Genomic DNA, 19143 nt, shown 5'->3' on the forward strand with positions numbered 1-19143 from the left:
GATACATATGAAGCTTCAACAATTGCGCTACATCTGGGAAGTGGCGCACCACGACCTCAACGTTTCCGCTACAGCCCAAAGCCTTTACACCTCGCAACCGGGCATCAGTAAACAGATCCGACTGCTGGAAGACGAACTCGGCGTTGAAGTATTTGCCCGCAGCGGCAAGCACCTGACCCGCGTCACCCCCGCCGGTGAGCGCATCATCACCACCGCCGGTGAGATTCTGCGCAAGGTTGAAAGCATCAAGCAGATCGCCCAGGAATTCTCCAACGAGAAGAAAGGCACCCTGTCGATCGCCACTACCCACACTCAGGCGCGTTATGCACTGCCGCCGGTGATCAGCAATTTCATCAAGCAATACCCGGACGTGGCGCTGCACATGCACCAGGGCTCACCGATGCAGATCGCCGAAATGGCGGCTGACGGCACCGTCGATTTCGCCATCGCCACCGAAGCGCTGGAACTGTTCGGCGATCTGGTGATGATGCCGTGCTACCGCTGGAACCGCTGCGTGGTCGTGCCACAGGGCCACCCGCTGACCAAGCTGCCGAAGCTGACCCTCGAAGCGCTGGCCGAATACCCGATCGTGACGTACGTGTTCGGCTTCACCGGCCGTTCGAAACTCGACGAAGCCTTCAGCCATCGTGGTCTGACGCCGAAAGTGGTGTTTACTGCCGCCGACGCCGACGTGATCAAAACCTACGTGCGCCTGGGACTGGGCGTGGGCATCGTCGCCAAAATGGCGGTCGATACCAAACTCGACAGCGACCTGGTGGTGCTGGATGCCAGCGAGTTGTTCGAATCGAGCGTCACCAAGATCGGTTTCCGTCGCGGCACCTTCCTGCGTGGTTTCATGTGCGACTTCATCGAGAAGTTTGCCCCGCACCTGACCCGCGAAGTAATGGCCAAAGCCATCGCCTGCCACAACAAGCAGGAGCTGGAAGAGCTGTTCGACGGTGTCGAACTGCCGGTCCACTGATCGCCTGCCTCAGAGCACCTCGGTAACAGCAAATTGTTGCCGGGTGCCCGCCACCAGAATCTCCACCTCATCCCCCTCGAACTTGCCCAGCAGGCTCTTGCCCAGCGGCGAGCGCGGCGTGATGACGGTAATCGGCTGACCCACCACATCGATTTTCAAGCCTGCGGCGTCCGGCGCGAGGAACAGCCATTGCTCGCGGCCCTTTTCGTCTTCCAGGCCGAGGAGGGCGCCGACCTCGATACCACGGTTTTCGTCATAGGGACGCAGCGTCAGGTTCTGGCACAGCGCCAGTGACTGTCGGATTTCCTCCACGCGTTTCGCTTGCCCCGCCGCCAGATACGATGCCTCAAGTCCAAGCGTGTCGTACTTGTTCTCGGCGATGTTCTCTTCGTGGGTCGCGGTTTCGTAAGCGGTTTGCGCGGCGCGTTCGGCTATATCGAGGTCGATGCGCAGCTTGTCGAGAATCAGTTGGTGGACGCTGTGTTTGTTCATGATCAATCGCAGAATTGCAAAACGTTGGCGCGGCTTTTTTCGCTGGGCGCGGTTTGGTCCTGTTGCAACCAGAACTGACATTTGGGGTTCGACAGATTACGGCGGCTGTCGCGTGCCTGATCGAGACGATTCTGTTGTTCGTTCTTGCGCAGGTTTTCTTCGTACTGATCGAACAGCGGACTCTGCGGCGCAATGTCCGGCGCCGGTTGCACAACGGGTGGAGTGGCCAGTTGCTGGACTGCCTGGGCCGCCGGCGCCAGTTGTTCGTTGAACACAAAACGCGAGAGCAGCCAGCAGGTCAGCGCAATCGCGAGGAAACCCAGCCACAGGCCCAAGGCAATACTGCCGGTCAATTGCAGCGCGCTAAGCTGAACAGGCAAGGGCCGACGCGGGTTGGGACGATAGGGCATGGCTGCCTCCTGGCGGATGGTTGCGGGCAAGGGGCGATTGTCGCACGAAGATTAATCGCCGTCGGCTCTTCTGCATCCGCTCATTAATGCGGACAATCGGTGCTTTTGCCAACGGGAGTCTTGAATGCCGTCACTGAATACCCGCTGGGATATTTTTTGCACCGTCGTCGACAACTACGGCGACATCGGCGTGACCTGGCGTCTGGCCCGGCAATTGGTGGCCGAGCATTCGCTGGCCGTGCGGCTGTGGGTTGATGATCTGCGTGCGTTCGAACGTATTTGTCCCGAGATCGATATCAATGCCGCGCAACAATGGCAGCAAGGCGTAGAGGTGCGGCACTGGCCGAGCGAGTGGCTGCCCATCGACGCCGCTGACGTGGTGATCGCAGCGTTCGCCTGCCAGTTACCGAGCGCTTATATGGACGTCATGGCCGAACGGGAGAAGCCACCGCTGTGGTTGAACCTCGACTATCTCAGCGCCGAAGACTGGGTCACCGGGTGCCACGGCCTGCCGTCGGTCAAGTACAAGTCGGTGCAGAAAATCTTCTTCTTCCCGGGGTTCTGCCCCGGCACGGGTGGACTGCTGCGCGAACGAGGTTTGCTTGAGCAACGACGGAAGTTTCAGCGCGATGCCCAGGCGCAGCGACAATTCCTGCAAGGTCTGGGCATCGAGCGTGCGCCCGACGCACAGTTGATCTCGTTGTTTGCCTACGAGAACGCCGGGCTGGCCAGTTGGCTGGACGTGCTGGCGGCTGGCGCGACGCCCACCCATTTGCTGGTGCCGGAAGGACGGATTCTCGGTGACGTTGCGCGATGGCTCGGGGTGGAATCCCTGGCCGTCGGAGCGATTGATGTCCGTCAGGCGCTGACCGTGCAGGTGCTGCCGTTCATTCGTCAGGATCAATACGATCACTTGCTCTGGTGCTGCGATTTCAACGCGGTGCGCGGTGAGGACTCATTTGTCCGGGCACAGTGGGCGGGGCGGCCGATGCTGTGGCACATCTATCAGCAGGACGAAGACATCCATCTGGACAAGCTCGATGCCTTCCTTGCCCTGTATACGAAAGGCCTCTCGCCGGCAGCAGCCCATGCGATGAACGGTCTGTGGCAAGCGTGGAGTGCGGGGCAGCCGATTGGCGATCAATGGCTCAGCGCGCGTAAACACTGGCCAGAACTGCAGGAAAATGCCGAAGCATGGTGTCTGGAACAAGGCTTGCAGGCCGATCTTGCCGCAGCGCTGGTACAGTTTTACCTAAATTGGATATGATACGCGGCCTAGATTTATGTAAATCCCATCCAAATTCGGATATTCGCAATGAAAACTGGTAAAGAACTCAAACCCGGTACCGTGATCCGTCTCGAAAACGATCCTTGGCTGGTTCAGAAAGCTGAATTCACCAAGTCGGGCCGTAACAGCGCGATCATGAAGACCAAGCTGAAAAACCTGCTGACCGGTTACAAGACCGAGATCGTTTACAGCGCTGACGACAAACTGGACGACGTGATCCTCGACCGCAAAGAAGCGACCCTGTCCTTCATCAGCGGCGACACCTACACGTTCATGGACACCACTGACTACACCATGTACGAGCTGAACGCTGAAGACATCGAAGCCGTTCTGCCTTTCGTTGAAGAAGGCATGACCGATGTTTGCGAAGCGATCTTCTTCGAAGAGCGTCTGGTTTCGGTAGAACTGCCGACCACCATCGTGCGCGTCGTTGACTACACCGAAGGTTCGGCTCGTGGCGACACTTCCGGCAAGGTAATGAAGCCAGCCAAACTGGCCAACGGTACCGAGCTGCAAGTTGCTGACTTCATCGAAATCGGTGACAAGATCGAAATCGACACCCGCGAAGGCGGTTCCTACAAAGGCCGTGCCAAATAAGCACTGTTTTTGGCGGAAAGAAAAAGCCCGACCATTGAGTCGGGCTTTTTTGTGCCTGCAGGTTGCGATCTTTTGCCTTGTTTACACGGTGACGTGCAGACGTACTTCGACATTGCCGCGCGTAGCGTTGGAGTACGGGCAGACCTGGTGAGCAGCGTCGACCAGGGTTTGTGCGTCGGCTTGTTCAAGGCCTGGCAGGCTGATGTGCAAGTCGATGTCCAGACCGAAACCACCAGGGATCTGGCCGATACCGACATGAGCAGTGATCGAGGCGTCGTCCGGGATTTTGCGTTTGGTCTGGCTGGCGACGAATTTCAGTGCGCCGATGAAGCAGGCCGAATAGCCGGCGGCGAACAGTTGTTCAGGGTTGGTCGCCGCGCCGCCAGCACCACCGAGTTCTTTCGGGGTAGCAAGTTTAACGTCGAGGATGTTGTCGCTGGAGATCGCACGACCGTCACGGCCGCCGGTGGAGGTTGCGATTGCGGTGTAGAGAGTTTGCATGGTGTGGGCCTCGTTGGGGTGTTGTATCGCGCTAATTGTTTGCGCGCTAAGTAAGTCCGAGGTGAATGTAGCTCGCTAATGTTTAGTGCGCAAGATAAATTTTCGGAAAAAGTCGGCTTCATTGGTTCGGCAGGAGCGCCAGGAGCGCCAGGAGCGTCAGAACCCTTGATCCAGAGCCGTTATCAGCATTGAACGGGGAGGGGGGAATTGCACAGCGCAGGGTTCAACTGTAGGAGCTGCGGCACGCTGCTCCTACATGGATACGGTCCAGCCCGGGTTTAGCTGAGGCTCTCTTGCAGATGACTGCGCAATGCCTGCAACTCGGCTTGCAGGCTCTGCAAACGCTCCAGGCTGAAACCGCTTGCGCCGAGGATGCATTGCGGGATGCTTTGAGCTTTGTCTTGCAGAGCGCGGCCCTGCGAGGTCAACTCGACAATTACCACGCGCTCATCTTCACGGCTGCGCGTGCGACTGAGCAAACCTTCACCTTCCAGCCGTTTGAGCAAGGGTGTTAGCGATCCCGGATCCGTCAGCAGTCGCGTGCTGATTTCTCCCACGGTCAAACCATCCTTCTCCCACAGCACCATCATCGCCAGATACTGCGGATAGGTCAGGCCGATGGCTTGCAGCATGGGCTTGTAGACTTTGGTCATCATCAGCGAAGTGGAATGCAGGGCGAAGCAAGCCTGATTATCCAGCAGCAGGTCATCGCAGGTGTCGCGGTCGGTGGTCATGTCAAAGCCTTGATCAGTAATGCTCATGAATCTAGCGTTCGAATGTTTAATGCGCCAGATAATTTTCCAGACGTCAGAGTCTGCCTAGATCCCGTTGCAACGCCAGATCCCAAGGCGGCACCGGGCTGAAGCGGGTCTTGAGGTATTCCAGCAACAAGCGGCTGCGCGAGTTTGTCTGCTGCTCCATGCGCAAGGCGTAGATGCCGGTGCTCTCGGGTTGCGGCAGGCCGTTTTCGCAAAACAGTGGCAGCAGTTCGCCGCGCAGCAGATATTCGCTGGCCAGCCACGTCGGCAGGTGCGCGATGCCCAGCCCGGCCAACGCCCCGCATACCAGGGCTTCAGCGTTATTGGCGCTCATGCGGATGCGCGCCGGGCGGTGCAACTGCATCTGCCCGTCCTGCTCGAAGCGCCAGGCGAAGGGCGGGGCGAGGCCATCCCAGTCGAGGCCGTCATGTTCGCCCAACTGCGCGGGATGATTCGGTACACCGCGCCGCTTGAGATAGTCGGGGCTCGCGCAGGCGATTCGCACCATGCTCGCCAGTGGCGTGGCAACCAGTCGGGTGTCGGCCAGTTGCCCGGCGCGCAGCACCAGATCGACCTTGCCCAGATTCGAGCCGTGCATGTCGACGAAACTGTCGATCAGGTGCAACTGCACATCCAGGCCCGGATACAGCACCAGAAAATCGGCAATCACCGGCGCCAGATGCCGGCGTCCGAAGGCTGCCGGTGCATCGATGCGGATCAAGCCTTCCGGTGCGCTGCTCAAGGAAACCGCTTCGGCGCGGGCCAATTGCAGTTCGGCGACGATCCGCCGCGCCCGTTCGGCAAAGGCCAGACCTGCCGGCGTGGCGCGTACGGCATGGGTGCTGCGAATGAACAACTGGCTGCCCACCGCGCTTTCCAGGCTATCGATGCGTCGCGCGACAGCCGAAGGTGTCAGTGGATGGCGACGAGACGCAGCTGAGAAACTGCCGCTTTCCAGCACGTCGAGAAACAGCCCGAGTTGATCGGTCAATTGATTGGGATTCATGTTGTTGAACGCTTGTGCGAAATCGGCACAGCCATTGTGCGTTGCTATGCGTTTCCCCGCCAGCCGTGACTGCGTAGGATGACTCGCCTGACGTCAGAGGAATTCGGCTGTGATGGAGTTTTTGTTGTTCCTGCTGTTTGGCGCCGCGCTCGGCACATTGGGTGGCATCTTCGGCATCGGGGGTGGCTTGATCGCGATCCCGCTGCTCGGCGTGTGGTTCGGGCTCGATCAACAGATCGCCCAAGGCACGGCGCTGGTAATGGTGGTGCCGAACGTGATGCTGGCGCTGTGGCGCTATCACCAGCGCAATCGCATCGAACTGCGCCACGCGTTGCCGCTGGCAGTGATGGGGTTTTGCTTTGCGTGGATCGGTTCGATCTGGGCCGTGGGCATCGACGCGCAGACCATGCGCATCGGCTTTGTCGCGTTTCTCGTGGTGCTTTCGGTTTACAACCTGCTGAAAATGTTCGGCAAGCGCCCGGCGCCGACGGCCGAGATGCGTTATTCCTGGCCATGGCTGGGCGTACTCGGCGCAGCGTCGGGGACCATGGGCGGCTTGTTCGGCGTCGGTGGGGCGGTGGTCGCGACGCCGGTGCTGACCAGCCTGTTTGGCACCACGCAAGTGGTCGCCCAAGGCTTGTCGCTGGCGCTGGCATTGCCGAGTACCGGCGTCACCCTGGTGACGTACGCCGTACACCAGGAGGTCGACTGGATGATCGGTTTGCCGCTGGCCATTGGCGGTCTGGCCAGCATCAGTTGGGGGGTGAAAGTCGCCCACGCCATGCCGGAAAAACTTCTGCGTGGGCTGTTCTGCGGTTTCCTGGTGCTGTGCGCGGTGATGCTCGCCTTTAAAGTTTGAAGCCTTCGACGATGTGTTCGGCCAGGCATTCGGTGATCGGCGATGGATTGTTCAGATTGCGGATCAGCATGATGCTGGCCTCGGGCAGCAGCGGCAGATCTTCATTGGCACCGAGAATGCGCATGTCCGGGGTGATCAGGCTTTCCAGTTGCGCGGTGATCGCCAGACCCGCGCTCACCACGGCCATCAGCGCCGAGAGGCTGGTGCTGTTGTAGGCAATGCGGTAATCGCGGCCCATCGCGTCCAGCGCATTGCACGCCCACAAGCGGCAGAAACAATCACTGTTGAACATGGCCAGCGGCAACGGCGTCTGCTCGTGGGCGCTGAAGTTTTGCGCCTCGGCCCAGACGAAACGCTCCTTGCGCAGCAGTTGGCCGATCTCATTACCCGGTTCGCGGGTGACGATCGACAAGTCAAGGTCGGTCCGCTGCAACAACTGTTTGGTCGATTCGCAATGCACTTCGATCTGGATCAACGGATAGAACTGCGCAAACCGCGACAGAATCCCCGGCAGAAAACGCATCACGTAGTCGTCCGGCGTGCCGATCCGCACCGTGCCGACCATGTGTGGCTCGCGCAAGGTATTGAACACTTCACTGTGCAGTTTGAGGATGCGCCGTGCGTAGCCGAGCAATACCTGGCCCTCGGCAGTCAGGCGCACCTGCCGGCCGTCACGCTCGAACAACTGGCGCTGCAACACGTCTTCTTCCAGACGCTTCATCTGCATGCTCACCGCTGATTGCGTGCGGTTGACCATTTCGCCGGCGCGGGTAAAACCGCCCTGATCGGCTATCGCGACAAAGGTGCGCAAGACATCGGTATCGATACTGGGGTAGGCCGACAATTGATGAATCTCCGTGATGCATACCATCAGAAACATTCGTTGGATTGATCTTAGCGCTGGCGCGAGACTTGAGCCATCCACAACGGAGAGCAAAACGATGAAAGGTCAAAGAGAGTATGCAGGCGAAGAAAAAGTTTTCGGCCATGGCCACATGGTTTCTGACTTGCTGCACAAGTTCAGCCGCTGGTACGAACTTCACCGTGAGCGTGAATTGCTCGCCAGCCTGAGCGACGAAGCGTTGAAAGACATTGGGGTCAGTCGTGCCGACGTCGAGCATGAGTCAGTGCGGCCGTTCTGGGATGATCCGATGCATAAATGATGAGGCCATCGCTACACAAAACCTTCTGGACTGAGGTAGGTTGCGAGCAGACAAGGAGATGCTCATGCCCGCGACACTGTCCTTTTCCCTCAAACAGGCTCGGCGTCTGGCGCTGGCTGCCCAAGGGTTCAACGGGCGCCAGCCGCCGACCGTCAAGGCGCCCCACATCAACCGGCTGATCGAACGGCTGGGCCTGCTGCAAATAGACTCCGTCAACGCTGTAGTGCGCTCGCACTATCTGCCGCTGTTTTCCCGTCTCGGTTCCTATTCTCCCGATCTGCTCGACCAGGCTGCCTGGAGTTCGGGGCGACGTCGTTCGCTGTTTGAGTATTGGGGGCATGAGGCGTCGTTATTGCCGATGTCGATGTATCCGTTGCTGGGTTGGCGCATGCAGCGAGCCAGGCGTGGCGAAGACATCTACCAACAGTTGGCGAAGTTCGGTCGTGAGCAGCAGGAAACGGTACGTCGAGTGCTGGCTTTGGTCGAAGAGCGGGGCGCACTCGGTGCTGGCAGTCTGTCGACTCGTCAGGACAAAGCCGGACCTTGGTGGGACTGGAGTGCGGAAAAGCATGCGCTGGAATGGTTGTTCGCCGCCGGGGAAGTGACCGTCGCCGGGCGGCGTGGCTTCGAGCGTTTGTATGATTTACCGGAGCGGGTGATTCCTGCGGCGATCCTGCAACAACCGTTGCCTGATGAAGCGCAGGCGCAGCGTGGATTATTGCTGCATGCGGCTGAAGCGCTGGGCGTGGCCACGGAAAAAGACCTGCGTGATTACTTTCGCTTGAACCCCGCTGATGCACGTCCGCGACTGTCCGAGCTGGTCGAGGCGGGGCAATTGCAGATGTGCGAAGTCGCCGGTTGGCGGCAAATCGCGTATTGCCTGCCGGCGCCGAAGGTCCCGCGCAAGGTCGCGGCCAGTGCACTGCTGTCGCCGTTCGACTCGTTGATCTGGGAGCGTAGCCGCACTGAGCGTCTGTTCGATTTTCGCTATCGTCTGGAAATCTACACACCGCAGGACAAGCGCGTGTACGGCTATTACGTGTTGCCGTTCTTGCACAACGAGCGAATTGCCGCGCGGGTGGACTTGCGTGCCGAGCGAGGATCGGGACGACTGGCGGTGCATGCGGTACACGAGGAGGAGCCGGGGCTGGATGAAGAGGGGATGTTGGCGCTGGCGCTGAATTTACGGCGAATGGCGGATTGGTTGGGACTGGCGCAGGTGCAGCTTAATTGTCAGCGCGAGAGTGCCGGGCGGTTGCGGCTGGCGTTGGCGCAGATTGATGTTGTCTGAGCTGATGCTATCGCTGGCAAGCCAGCTCCCACAGGGATCTGTGTCGTATACAAAACTTGAGTACGACTCGGTCACTGTGGGAGCGGGCTTGCCCGCGATGACGCCTGTTCAAACGATACAAATGTAAGATCTCAGCGCCGAACCTGCTTCAGGGTTTCAGCAATCAAAAACGCCAATTCCAGCGACTGATCAGCATTCATCCGCGGGTCACAGTGCGTGTGATAGCGATCCGACAAGCCATCTTCAGTGATCGGTCGTGCGCCACCGATGCACTCGGTGACATTCTGCCCGGTCATTTCGATGTGAATGCCACCGGCGTAAGTGCCTTCCGCTTCGTGCACCTGGAAGAACTGCTTAACCTCGCCAAGGATCTGCGCAAAATCGCGAGTCTTGTAGCCACTGCTGGCCTTGATGGTGTTGCCGTGCATCGGATCGGAGCTCCACAGCACCTGCTTGCCTTCACGCTGCACCGCGCGGATCAGCGCCGGCAGGTGATCGCCGACCTTGTTCGCACCCATCCGCGCGATCAGGTTCAGGCGCCCGGGATCGTTGTCCGGGTTGAGCACGTCGATCAGACGGATCAGGTCGTCGGGGTTCATGCTCGGGCCGACTTTGACCCCGATCGGGTTGTTCACCCCGCGCAGAAATTCGACGTGCGCGCCATCGAGCTGACGGGTGCGGTCGCCGATCCACAGCATGTGCGCCGAGCAATCGTAGTAATCGTTGGTCAGGCTGTCGCGGCGCACGAAGGCTTCTTCGTAGTTCAGCAGCAGCGCTTCGTGGGCGGTGAAGAAACTGGTTTCCCGCAGTTGCGGCGAGCTGTCCATGCCGCAGGCGCGCATGAACGCCAGCGTTTCATCGATGCGATCGGCGAGGTGGCTGTACTTCTCGGCCAGCGCGGAGTTGGCGATGAAATCGAGGTTCCACTTGTGTACCTGGTGCAGGTCGGCAAAACCGCCCTGTGCAAAGGCGCGCAGCAAGTTCAACGTCGCGGTGGACTGGTGATACGACTGCAGCAGGCGTTCCGGGTCCGGCACACGACTCTTTTCGTCGAAGCCGATGCCGTTGACGATGTCGCCACGGTAGGCGGGCAGGGTCACGCCATCGATGGTTTCGTCGTTCGCCGAGCGCGGCTTGGCGAACTGGCCGGCCATGCGCCCGACCTTGACCACCGGGCAACCGGCCGCGAAGGTCATGACGATCGCCATTTGCAGCAACACTTTAAAGGTGTCGCGAATCTTCGCCGCGGAGAATTCGGCAAAGCTTTCGGCGCAATCGCCGCCCTGCAACAGGAACGCACGGCCCTGAGTCACTTCGGCAAATTGACGACGCAGTTCCCGCGCCTCGCCGGCGAACACCAGTGGCGGATAACTGGCCAGGGTTTGCTCGACCTGGCGCAGGTGCGCGGCGTCCGGGTATTGGGGTTGTTGCTGGATCGGCAGGGCGCGCCAGCTATCAGGGCTCCACGGTTGGCTCATCACGGTCTCTAAGGTTCTACGCACGGAAGGCCATGTTAGCAGCAATTAGTGCGTGACCTGTTCCCGCCCCTTCGTCGACAATCGCCGCTTTGCCACGGCACAACTGCGGTGCCATCGCGTCACCGCGCCCGGTGACCACCAGGAGACAAGATGACTGAGGAGCGCGTCGAGCATCTGCTCGCCGAAGTACAGGATGAGTTCGGCGTGATTCGCGTGCTGGAAGTGGCCGATTACCGCTTTCTCGAATTCGGCGATGCGATCGAGCAGAGTTGCGTGTTCACTGCCGATCCGAGCTGGCTGGAATATGACTACACACGGGCGATGCTGATTGGCGCGTTGTGCCACGAGCACCCGGAGAGTGCGCTGTTCCTTGGGCTCGGCGCGGGTACACTGACGCAGGCGTGTCTCAAGTTTCTGCCTCTGGAAGATGTCGAGGCCATCGAATTGCGCCCGGACGTCCCGCGTCTGGCCATTGAATACCTTGGTCTGGATGACGATCCACGCTTGTACATCCGCGTCGGCGATGCCCTTGATTTGCTGCCGACGGCTGAGCCTGCGGACCTGATCTTCGTCGACCTCTATACCGACGTCGGCCCCGGTGTCGGGCATCTGGCCTGGAGTTTCCTCGGTGACTGTCAGAAACGCCTGAATCCGGGCGGCTGGCTGGTGATCAACCAATGGGCCACCGATGATGGCAAGCCGTTGGGCGCGGCACTGTTGCGCGGGCTTTATCACCGGCATTACTGGGAACTGCCGGTGAAGGAGGGCAATGTGATTCTGCTGGTGCCGGCGGATCTCGATCAGGCGTTGGATAGGGAAGCGGTCGCCGCCCGGGCTGAGGCATTGGCGCCGAGGCTGGGTTACTCGTTGCAGTCGCTGATCAAGGCGATTCGCCCGGCGACTTGAGTCGTCAGTGATGACCCCTTCGCGGGCAAGCCCGCTCCCGCAGTGATTGCGTGGCTAGAAGATTTTGTGTCCGACGCGAACCCGGTGCGAGCCGGCTTGCCCGCGAAGAGGCCGTAACGGCAGGTGCCTCTCTCAGATCCCTTTGAAGATCCCGGGTCGGCGCTCAACCAGCGATCGCACCCCCTCCTTGGCATCTTCACTGGCCAGCAACTTCTTCACCAACGGCGGCAAGCCCTGCGCCGCCGCTGTCTCGCCTTCATACCGCGCCTGTCGCGCCGACAGCAGCGTCGCCTGCACCCCCAACGGCGCTTGTCGCGCAATTCGCTCAGCCAGTTCAATCGCACGGGGCAGCAGATCCTCGCTGGCCATCACTTCCTGGACCAATCCCAGACGCAACGCATCGTGCGCATCGAACTCGTCCCCGGTCAGCAACCAGCGCATCGCGTTGCCCCAGCCGGCCACCTGATGAAAACGTAAAGTCGCGCCACCAAAAGGAAAAATCCCACGCTGTACTTCCATTTGTGCGAAACGAGTATTGCTCGCGCACAGGTTGATGTCGGCGGCCAGCATCAATTCGATGCCGATGGTCAGGCAGTAACCCTGTGCCGCGACAATCACCGGTTTGCTGACCCTCGGCCCGACGAAAACACCCCATGGATCGCAACCGCCGGTGGGAACTTGCCAGCCCTGGGCGAGGGCGGAGCTTGCATTCACCAGATCCAGACCGGCGGTAAAATGCTCGCCATGGCCGAACACCACCGCCACCCGCGCCTCGCTGTCAGCCTCGAATTCGCCATAAGCCAGGCTCAGCTCATTGAGCAGGTCGAGGTCGAAGGCATTGCGCTTGGCCGCTCGATCCAGGCCGATCATATGCAGGTGACCACGGCGCTCCCGGCTGACGCGACCAGGACAGGACTGATTCATGGGCATTTCCTCGAGCGGGGAGGGAGGGGGCCGCGACCACATGCCGCACGTCGGTGAAGCGTTTAAGCAGTATCTTCAGCAGGGCCGGGCCCTTGGAAAATAGACCTTCGCACGATTATCCGCAAAACCCCGTTACACAACGGTGACGGACGGATTCGGGCGATAAAAAAAGCTCCCTTTTTCGGTAATTTCCGGTATAGTGCGCGCCGGCCTTTAGCCAGGCCGCGTCAAGGTAGCGCAATTCCCCGAAGTCAGCTTCGGCTGCATGTCCGCACTGCGGGCTCTTCCTGGACGTTTCTTTTTTTCTTTCATTCGTTTTCGCAAATCCCCGCCGACAAAGCTGCCAGGGCGACTCTTGAGTCTTACACGGCATGCGCAGCTTTGGAGCATGGGTCTTTGCGGATGCACTTAGAGGCAGACCCATGACCCAGGAAACCGGCGGATTCGCCGCTTTTAATCTTAATCCGAACATTCTTGCAGCCGTCATCGCGACTGGCTACGAAGAGCCTTCGGCTATTCAGCAGCAATCGATCCCGATCATCATGGCCGGCCAGGACATGATCGGTCAGGCGCAAACCGGTACGGGTAAAACCGCCGCGTTCGCTCTGCCAATTCTGCATTGCATCGATCCTGCCAAGCGCGAACCGCAAGCCCTGATCCTGGCGCCAACCCGTGAGTTGGCGCTGCAAGTTGCAACCGCTTTCGAAACCTACGCCAAGCAAATGCCGGGCGTTACCGTTGTGGCCGTTTACGGCGGCGCGCCTATGGGCCCACAACTGAAAGCAATCCGTAATGGCGCACAGATCGTTGTCGCCACTCCGGGCCGTCTGTGCGACCACCTGCGTCGTGACGAAAAAGTGCTGTCGACCGTGAACCACCTGGTTCTCGACGAAGCAGACGAAATGCTCAAACTGGGTTTCATGGACGACCTCGAAGTCATCTTCAAGGCTCTGCCAGCGACCCGTCAGACCGTTTTGTTCTCGGCGACCCTGCCGCAGTCGATCCGCGCCATTGCCGAACGCCATCTGCGCGATCCGCAACACGTGAAGATCCAGACCAAGACCCAGACTGTTACCGCGATCGAACAGGCTCACCTGTTGGTTCACGCTGACCAGAAGACTTCGGCCGTTCTCAGCTTGCTGGAAGTGGAAGATTTCGATGCTCTGATCATGTTCGTACGCACCAAGCAAGCGACCCTGGATCTGGCCAGCGCCCTCGACGCAAAAGGCTACAAAGCCGCTGCGCTGAACGGTGACATCGCTCAGAACCAGCGTGAGCGCGTAATCGACTCGCTCAAGGATGGCCGTCTGGACATCGTTGTGGCGACCGACGTTGCTGCTCGTGGTCTCGACGTTCCACGTATCACTCACGTGTTCAACGTTGACATGCCGTACGACCCAGAGTCCTACGTGCACCGTATCGGCCGTACTGGCCGTGCCGGTCGCGAAGGTCGTGCATTGCTGCTGGTGACGCCACGTGAGCGCCGCATGCTGCAAGTGATCGAGCGTGTAACCGGTCAGAAAGTTGCCGAGGTTCGCCTGCCGGACGCTCAGGCCGTTCTCGATGCGCGCATCAAGAAACTGACCAACAGCCTGGCGCCGCTGGTTGCCGATGCTGAATCGACTCACGGTGAGCTGCTCGATCGTCTGACTGCAGACATCGGTTGCACGCCGCGTGCTCTGGCTGCTGCTCTGCTGCGCAAGGCCACCAATGGTCAGGCGCTGACGCTGGCTGCGATCGAGAAGGAACGTCCACTGGTGCCGAACAACGCACCGCGTGGCGACCGTCCTGAGCGTACCGGTGACCGTCCGGACCGTGGTGATCGCGAGCGTCGCGCGCCAATGCCTTTGGGCGAAGGCCGTGCTCGTTGCCGTACCGCGCTGGGTGCGCGTGACGGTATCGCCGCTAAAAACCTGCTGGGCGCCATCCTTAACGAAGGTGGTCTGGCCCGTGAAGCGATCGGTCGCATCCAGGTGCGTGACAGCTTCAGCCTCGTTGAGCTGCCGGAAGATGGTCTGGACAAACTCCTGACCAAGTTGAAGGACACTCGCGTTGCTGGTAAGCAGCTGAAGCTGCGTCGCTATCGCGAAGATTGATCCGCCCTTGGGCTGATTGATCGAACATAAAAAATCCCCGACTGGTTCGGGGATTTTTTTTGCCTGCTTTTCAAGAGCAAAGAGTCAAGATCAACAGATCGCGGCCTTCGGCAATTCCTGCAGTGGGGGAGTGCGATCTTTTGCTCTGGCTGTTTAACCGAACCGGTAAATATCCATACCCAATGCGCCCATGGTGAATCCCTTGTGCGCCACGCTGAACGCTCCCCCGGCACCCCGCGCAAAATACAGCGGCAATAAGTGCTCATCACTCGGATGGCTGCGTACCGCATTCGGAGCCTGCTGGCGGTAGTCATGCAGCGCTGCCTCATCACCGGCCGCCAGTTTGTCGATCACCCAGTCACGGAAGTCCTGAGCCCACGGCTCAACGCTTTCCGGGCCGGCATGCCAGTCCAGTTCGCGCAGGTTGTGGGTGATGCTGCCTGAGCCGATCAGCAGAATCCCTTGCTCGCGCAAACCTGCCAATGCTCGGCCGACACGGGTTTGCAGCGCCGGACCGCTGCGGCTCGGTAGCGAGACCTGCACCACTGGAATATCCGCCTGCGGATACATCAGCGACAGCGGCACCCACACACCGTGGTCGAACGGTCGTTGCGGATCGAGGCGCGCAGGCAGGTCGCTGGCGGTCAGCCGATCGGCGACTTCAGCGGCCAGTTGCGGATCGCCCGGCGCCGGGTACTGCACTTCAAACAGCGCGCGGGGGAAGCCGCCGAAGTCGTGCCAGGTGTCCGGCGTTGGATGGCTGCTGACCAGCAACTCGTCGCTCTCCCAGTGTGCGGAGACAATCACGATGGCTTTTGGCCTAGGCAGTTCGGCGGCCAATCGTGTCAGCGCCGGGCCGCTGGCGCCGGGCTCCAGGGCAAGCATGGGAGAACCATGGGAAATAAACAGGCTGGGAAACATGATGGGTTCCTGAGCGTTAAGATGGCCCATCTTCAGTCAGATCATTGATCTAAATCTAATATAAGTTTTAACGCTTTTTGATCGAATTTTTTGGGGGGATATATGCAGCATGAGTTCTGGCACAAGAAGTGGGCGTCGGACCAGATCGGCTTTCATCTGCCACAAGTGAATCCGTATTTACAGCGGCACTGGCCGGATCTGAACATTCCCGCATCGGCGCGGGTACTGGTGCCGCTGTGCGGGAAAAGTCTGGATTTGCCATGGCTGGCTGGGCTTGGTCATCAGGTGCTCGGGGTTGAGCTGTCGGAGAAGGCAGTCGAAGACTTTTTCACTGAGCATCAGCTGCAGCCACAGATTAGCGAGAACGGTGCGTTCAAGGTCTATCGCGCTGACGCCATTGAGCTGTGGTGCGGCGATGTCTTTGCCCTGACGGCAGACGATGTGGCGGAGTGCACGGCACTGTACGACCGGGCAGCGTTGATTGCCTTGCCACCGCCGATGCGCGAGCGCTATGCAGCGCAGCTCCAGCAGATCCTGCCGCAAGGCTTGGAAGGGCTGCTGATCACCCTGGATTACGATCAGGCGCAGATTCCAGGGCCACCGTTTGCGGTGGGGGATGATGAGGTGCAGCAGTTGCTGGGTACTGGCTGGCAGGTGCAGACGCTGCAAGTGCAGGATGTGTTGCAGGAAAGTGGGAAGTTTTTGCAGGCGGGAGTAACGCGGCTGGAGGAGCGGGTTTATCGGGTTTCTGGGCGGTAGATTTTTTGCCGGGAGCGCTGGCCTCTTCGCGAGCAAGCTCGCTCCCACCGTGATTTGTGCAATTTCACAGATGGCATAAACACCATAGAACCCTGTGGGAGCGAGCTTGCTCGCGAATGGGCTGGAACAGGCATTACATAATTCAGAGCAACAAAAAAAGGCCCGCATCTCTGCGGGCCTTCTTGTCTTTACTCTGGTTGGATCAACCGCGACGACGCAGGGCGTCGATACGATCTTCCAATGGCGGGTGGCTCATGAACATGCGGGCGAAGCCCTGTTTGATGCCACCGTTGATGCCAAAGGCATTCAGGGTGTCGGGCATGTGCACCGGCAGGCCCTGTTCGGCGCGCAGACGTTGCAGGGCACCGATCATTGCGCTGGTGCCGGCCAGACGTGCGCCGGCTTCGTCGGCACGGAATTCGCGTTTGCGCGAGAACCACATGACGATCGCGCTGGCGAGGATGCCCAAGACCAGTTCGGCGAAGATGGTCGCCACGTAGTAAGCAATGCCCTGACCTTCTTCGTTCTTGAAGATCACCTTGTCGACGAAGTTGCCGATGATTCGCGCGAAGAACATCACGAAGGTGTTCACCACGCCCTGGATCAACGCGAGGGTCACCATGTCACCGTTGGCGACGTGACCGATCTCGTGCGCCAGCACGGCTTTCACTTCATCGGGCGAGAAACGTTCGAGCAGGCCCTGGCTGACCGCGACCAGTGCGTCGTTCTTGTTCCAGCCAGTGGCGAACGCGTTCGCTTCGTAGGCCGGAAAAATACCGACTTCGGGCATCTTGATCCCGGCTTCGCGGGACAATTGCTCGACCGTTTGCAGCAGCCATTGCTCATGCCGGGTACGTGGCTGGCTGATGATCTGGGTGCCGGTGCTCATTTTCGCCATCCACTTGGAGATGAACAGCGAGAACAGCGAGCCGGCGAAACCAAAGACCGCACAGAAAACCAGCAGCTGACTGAGGTCGAGATCAACCCCGTTGGCCGCCATGAACCCGTTGAAGCCGAAAAGGCTCAGGGTGATGCTGGCTATCAGCACGACCGCCAGGTTAGTGGCCAAAAACAGCAGGATGCGCATCATGGTTGTAGAAATCTCCTCAAGCTAAAGATGTAGCGTACTGCGGGGTATATAAGGTGCTGCACCGGGCTATTCAACCGGGTGACTATTTCAAACTGTGTCCTACAGCTGATTCTTCGTCACACAACCCCATTTCCCACAGCAGACACCGACACGGATGACGAACACTCGCGACCCGTCGCCATTGCGTCAGACGCACGTGACCGGTATGAATCGCAAGTGTAGAAGGCGAGCGGAAGCTGGGAATGCAGAAGTGTTGCTGAATCAGACAGTGCGCAACGTTCGGCCGTTGCGCACTGCTGGTTAGTTATTGGCGGTAAGACTTGAGGAAGTTGCCGATGCGGCCGATGGCCATTTCCAGTTCATCGACGCGGGGCAGGGTGACGACGCGGAAGTGATCCGGCCATGGCCAGTTGAACGCCGTGCCTTGCACCACCAGCAGCTTCTCGGAAAGCAGCAGGTCGAGGACGAATTTTTCGTCGTTGTGGATCGGGCAGACTTTCGGGTCGATCCGCGGGAACGCATAGAGCGCGCCCATCGGCTTCACGCAGCTCACGCCCGGAATGTCGTTGAGCAACTCCCAGGTGCGGTTGCGCTGTTCCAGCAGGCGACCCTGCGGCAGTACCAGATCGTTGATGCTCTGATAGCCACCCAGCGCCGTCTGGATCGCATGCTGGCTCGGTACGTTGGCACACAGGCGCATGTTGGCCAGCATGTCGATGCCTTCTATGTAGCTCTGGGCATTGTGTTTCGGCCCGGAAATGGCGATCCAGCCAGAGCGGAAACCGGCTACGCGGTAGGATTTCGACAGACCGTTGAAGGTCAGGCACAGCAGGTCCGGGGCCAGCGATGCGGTGCAGATGTGCACGGCGTCGTCGTACAGGATCTTGTCGTAGATCTCGTCGGAGAACACCACCAGATTGTGCTGGCGGGCCAGCTCCAGCATGCCCAGCAATACTTCTTTCGAATACACCGCGCCGGTCGGGTTGTTCGGGTTGATGATCACCATGGCCTTGGTGTTCGGTGTGATCTTGGCCTTGATGTCGGCCAGGTCAGGGAACCAGTCGGCACCTTCGTCGCACAGGTAATGCACGGCGTTACCGCCGGCCAGGCTGACGGCGGCGGTCCACAGCGGGTAATCCGGCGCCGGCACCAGCACTTCGTCACCGTTGTTGAGCAGCGCCTGCAGCGACATGACGATCAGCTCGGAGACGCCGTTGCCCAGGTAGATGTCTTCGATACCGACACCTTCGACCTGCTTCTGCTGGTAGTACTGCATCACGGCCTTGCGCGCGCTGAACAGGCCCTTGGAGTCACTGTAGCCTTGCGCGGTCGGCAGGTTGCGGATCACATCCTGAAGGATTTCGTCTGGCGCTTCGAAACCAAACGGCGCCGGGTTGCCGATGTTCAGCTTGAGGATGCGCTGGCCTTCCTCTTCCAGACGTTTGGCGTGCTTGAGCACCGGGCCGCGAATGTCGTAGCAGACGTTGGCGAGCTTGTTCGATTTGCTGAACTGCATGGCGATGTGATCCCGAAAATGAACGATCCAGGCGGCGGATGGACAACCGTACTGGTATTCCTGCGTTTACCCGCAGACGGACGTCTTGAGCGCGTGGCTCCAAGAA

General features: G+C 59.7%; 20 protein-coding genes. 9 read left to right on the forward strand and 11 right to left on the reverse strand.

Going from position 1 to position 19143, the window contains the following annotated elements:
* Window positions 1-7 precede the first annotated feature (7 nt).
* The gene (gene cysB / locus AB4P91_RS14155; RefSeq protein WP_042560273.1) at window positions 8-982 is read left to right on the forward strand and encodes an HTH-type transcriptional regulator CysB; all 975 of its coding nucleotides are present in this window, start codon (window positions 8-10) and stop codon (window positions 980-982) included.
* A gap of 9 nt (window positions 983-991) precedes the next feature.
* On the opposite strand, the gene AB4P91_RS14160 is transcribed toward cysB, so the two are convergent.
* Together AB4P91_RS14160 and AB4P91_RS14165 are read right to left on the reverse strand one after the other, a co-directional pair.
* Window positions 992-1474: a transcription elongation factor GreAB gene (locus AB4P91_RS14160; protein WP_395603030.1), complete on the reverse strand. Its 483-nt coding sequence runs from the start codon at window positions 1472-1474 to the stop codon at window positions 992-994.
* 2 nt (window positions 1475-1476) lie between these two features.
* Window positions 1477-1884 (reverse strand): hypothetical protein, encoded by a 408-nt coding sequence (locus AB4P91_RS14165; RefSeq protein ID WP_395603031.1) that lies wholly within the window; start codon window positions 1882-1884, stop codon window positions 1477-1479.
* A 124-nt stretch (window positions 1885-2008) separates the two neighbouring features.
* Here AB4P91_RS14165 and earP point away from each other — a divergent pair, with 124 nt between their 5' ends.
* Window positions 2009-3151, forward strand: a complete 1143-nt coding sequence (earP, locus tag AB4P91_RS14170; RefSeq protein WP_395603032.1) for an elongation factor P maturation arginine rhamnosyltransferase EarP — start codon at window positions 2009-2011, stop codon at window positions 3149-3151.
* 48 nt (window positions 3152-3199) lie between these two features.
* Window positions 3200-3769 carry an elongation factor P gene (locus AB4P91_RS14175; RefSeq protein ID WP_007908599.1) on the forward strand — a complete coding sequence of 190 codons (570 nt, stop codon included), beginning with the start codon at window positions 3200-3202 and terminating at the stop codon, window positions 3767-3769.
* Window positions 3770-3850: 81 nt separating this feature from the next.
* Here the strand turns inward: AB4P91_RS14175 and AB4P91_RS14180 are convergent, their stop codons facing one another.
* The 3 genes from AB4P91_RS14180 to AB4P91_RS14190 form a co-directional block, all read right to left on the reverse strand.
* The gene (locus AB4P91_RS14180) at window positions 3851-4270 is read right to left on the reverse strand and encodes an organic hydroperoxide resistance protein (RefSeq protein WP_150772566.1); all 420 of its coding nucleotides are present in this window, start codon (window positions 4268-4270) and stop codon (window positions 3851-3853) included.
* Window positions 4271-4548: 278 nt separating this feature from the next.
* Entirely contained in the window at window positions 4549-5004 is a 456-nt protein-coding gene (locus AB4P91_RS14185) for a MarR family winged helix-turn-helix transcriptional regulator (protein ID WP_191624020.1), read from the reverse strand.
* Between the two features lie 73 nt (window positions 5005-5077).
* Complete coding sequence (locus AB4P91_RS14190; protein WP_150593151.1) at window positions 5078-6034, reverse strand: LysR family transcriptional regulator; 957 nt, start codon at window positions 6032-6034, stop codon at window positions 5078-5080.
* Between the two features lie 109 nt (window positions 6035-6143).
* On the opposite strand from AB4P91_RS14190, the gene AB4P91_RS14195 reads away from it, so the two are divergent.
* Window positions 6144-6893, forward strand: a complete 750-nt coding sequence (locus AB4P91_RS14195) for a sulfite exporter TauE/SafE family protein (protein ID WP_191624008.1) — start codon at window positions 6144-6146, stop codon at window positions 6891-6893.
* Here the strand turns inward: AB4P91_RS14195 and AB4P91_RS14200 are convergent.
* The gene (locus AB4P91_RS14200) at window positions 6883-7737 is read right to left on the reverse strand and encodes a LysR substrate-binding domain-containing protein (RefSeq protein ID WP_187677831.1); all 855 of its coding nucleotides are present in this window, start codon (window positions 7735-7737) and stop codon (window positions 6883-6885) included. The two genes, AB4P91_RS14195 and AB4P91_RS14200, sit on opposite strands and share 11 nt — an antisense overlap.
* A gap of 97 nt (window positions 7738-7834) precedes the next feature.
* On the opposite strand from AB4P91_RS14200, the gene AB4P91_RS14205 reads away from it, so the two are divergent.
* Window positions 7835-8056, forward strand: coding sequence for a DUF1127 domain-containing protein (locus tag AB4P91_RS14205; protein ID WP_150593154.1), 222 nt, complete (start codon window positions 7835-7837; stop codon window positions 8054-8056).
* A 64-nt stretch (window positions 8057-8120) separates the two neighbouring features.
* Complete coding sequence (locus tag AB4P91_RS14210; protein ID WP_150596200.1) at window positions 8121-9347, forward strand: winged helix-turn-helix domain-containing protein; 1227 nt, start codon at window positions 8121-8123, stop codon at window positions 9345-9347.
* A 131-nt stretch (window positions 9348-9478) separates the two neighbouring features.
* Here AB4P91_RS14210 and AB4P91_RS14215 read toward each other — a convergent pair whose 3' ends face one another.
* Window positions 9479-10825: a class II 3-deoxy-7-phosphoheptulonate synthase gene (locus tag AB4P91_RS14215; protein ID WP_007964815.1), complete on the reverse strand. Its 1347-nt coding sequence runs from the start codon at window positions 10823-10825 to the stop codon at window positions 9479-9481.
* Window positions 10826-10975: 150 nt separating this feature from the next.
* Here AB4P91_RS14215 and AB4P91_RS14220 point away from each other — a divergent pair, with 150 nt between their 5' ends.
* Window positions 10976-11731 carry a spermidine synthase gene (locus AB4P91_RS14220; protein ID WP_150593156.1) on the forward strand — a complete coding sequence of 252 codons (756 nt, stop codon included), beginning with the start codon at window positions 10976-10978 and terminating at the stop codon, window positions 11729-11731.
* 132 nt (window positions 11732-11863) lie between these two features.
* Here AB4P91_RS14220 and AB4P91_RS14225 read toward each other — a convergent pair whose 3' ends face one another.
* On the reverse strand, window positions 11864-12655 hold the full coding sequence (locus AB4P91_RS14225) for a crotonase/enoyl-CoA hydratase family protein (RefSeq protein ID WP_042560262.1): 792 nt from the start codon (window positions 12653-12655) through the stop codon (window positions 11864-11866).
* A 422-nt stretch (window positions 12656-13077) separates the two neighbouring features.
* On the opposite strand from AB4P91_RS14225, the gene AB4P91_RS14230 reads away from it, so the two are divergent.
* Window positions 13078-14751, forward strand: a complete 1674-nt coding sequence (locus tag AB4P91_RS14230) for a DEAD/DEAH box helicase (RefSeq protein WP_150593157.1) — start codon at window positions 13078-13080, stop codon at window positions 14749-14751.
* Window positions 14752-14904: 153 nt separating this feature from the next.
* Here the strand turns inward: AB4P91_RS14230 and AB4P91_RS14235 are convergent, their stop codons facing one another.
* Window positions 14905-15672 carry a DODA-type extradiol aromatic ring-opening family dioxygenase gene (locus tag AB4P91_RS14235; protein ID WP_395603033.1) on the reverse strand — a complete coding sequence of 256 codons (768 nt, stop codon included), beginning with the start codon at window positions 15670-15672 and terminating at the stop codon, window positions 14905-14907.
* Between the two features lie 102 nt (window positions 15673-15774).
* Between AB4P91_RS14235 and AB4P91_RS14240 the strand changes: the two genes are divergently transcribed.
* Window positions 15775-16431: a thiopurine S-methyltransferase gene (locus tag AB4P91_RS14240; protein ID WP_395603034.1), complete on the forward strand. Its 657-nt coding sequence runs from the start codon at window positions 15775-15777 to the stop codon at window positions 16429-16431.
* A gap of 202 nt (window positions 16432-16633) precedes the next feature.
* Here the strand turns inward: AB4P91_RS14240 and htpX are convergent, their stop codons facing one another.
* On the reverse strand, window positions 16634-17521 hold the full coding sequence (htpX, locus tag AB4P91_RS14245) for a protease HtpX (protein ID WP_150593160.1): 888 nt from the start codon (window positions 17519-17521) through the stop codon (window positions 16634-16636).
* Between the two features lie 304 nt (window positions 17522-17825).
* Window positions 17826-19037, reverse strand: coding sequence for a pyridoxal phosphate-dependent aminotransferase (locus AB4P91_RS14250; protein ID WP_042560257.1), 1212 nt, complete (start codon window positions 19035-19037; stop codon window positions 17826-17828).
* Window positions 19038-19143 lie beyond the last annotated feature (106 nt).

The organism is Pseudomonas sp. B21128 (assembly GCF_044218865.1).
Lineage (GTDB): Bacteria > Pseudomonadota > Gammaproteobacteria > Pseudomonadales > Pseudomonadaceae > Aquipseudomonas > Aquipseudomonas iridis.

Bases quoted from the DNA above. Each gene is read 5' to 3' on its own strand.
- AB4P91_RS14165 (WP_395603031.1), bottom strand. From the start codon at position 1,884: ATGCCCTATCGTCCCAACCCGCGTCGGCCCTTGCCTGTTCAGCTTAGC.
- htpX (WP_150593160.1), bottom strand. From the start codon at position 17,521: ATGATGCGCATCCTGCTGTTTTTGGCCACTAACCTGGCGGTCGTGCTG.
- AB4P91_RS14250 (WP_042560257.1), bottom strand. From the start codon at position 19,037: ATGCAGTTCAGCAAATCGAACAAGCTCGCCAACGTCTGCTACGACATT.
- AB4P91_RS14240 (WP_395603034.1), top strand. From the start codon at position 15,775: ATGCAGCATGAGTTCTGGCACAAGAAGTGGGCGTCGGACCAGATCGGC.
- AB4P91_RS14220 (WP_150593156.1), top strand. From the start codon at position 10,976: ATGACTGAGGAGCGCGTCGAGCATCTGCTCGCCGAAGTACAGGATGAG.
- AB4P91_RS14160 (WP_395603030.1), bottom strand. From the start codon at position 1,474: ATGAACAAACACAGCGTCCACCAACTGATTCTCGACAAGCTGCGCATC.
- AB4P91_RS14225 (WP_042560262.1), bottom strand. From the start codon at position 12,655: ATGAATCAGTCCTGTCCTGGTCGCGTCAGCCGGGAGCGCCGTGGTCAC.
- AB4P91_RS14180 (WP_150772566.1), bottom strand. From the start codon at position 4,270: ATGCAAACTCTCTACACCGCAATCGCAACCTCCACCGGCGGCCGTGAC.
- AB4P91_RS14175 (WP_007908599.1), top strand. From the start codon at position 3,200: ATGAAAACTGGTAAAGAACTCAAACCCGGTACCGTGATCCGTCTCGAA.
- AB4P91_RS14215 (WP_007964815.1), bottom strand. From the start codon at position 10,825: ATGAGCCAACCGTGGAGCCCTGATAGCTGGCGCGCCCTGCCGATCCAG.
- cysB (WP_042560273.1), top strand. From the start codon at position 8: ATGAAGCTTCAACAATTGCGCTACATCTGGGAAGTGGCGCACCACGAC.
- AB4P91_RS14210 (WP_150596200.1), top strand. From the start codon at position 8,121: ATGCCCGCGACACTGTCCTTTTCCCTCAAACAGGCTCGGCGTCTGGCG.
- AB4P91_RS14190 (WP_150593151.1), bottom strand. From the start codon at position 6,034: ATGAATCCCAATCAATTGACCGATCAACTCGGGCTGTTTCTCGACGTG.
- AB4P91_RS14205 (WP_150593154.1), top strand. From the start codon at position 7,835: ATGAAAGGTCAAAGAGAGTATGCAGGCGAAGAAAAAGTTTTCGGCCAT.
- AB4P91_RS14235 (WP_395603033.1), bottom strand. From the start codon at position 15,672: ATGTTTCCCAGCCTGTTTATTTCCCATGGTTCTCCCATGCTTGCCCTG.
- earP (WP_395603032.1), top strand. From the start codon at position 2,009: ATGCCGTCACTGAATACCCGCTGGGATATTTTTTGCACCGTCGTCGAC.
- AB4P91_RS14230 (WP_150593157.1), top strand. From the start codon at position 13,078: ATGACCCAGGAAACCGGCGGATTCGCCGCTTTTAATCTTAATCCGAAC.
- AB4P91_RS14185 (WP_191624020.1), bottom strand. From the start codon at position 5,004: ATGACCACCGACCGCGACACCTGCGATGACCTGCTGCTGGATAATCAG.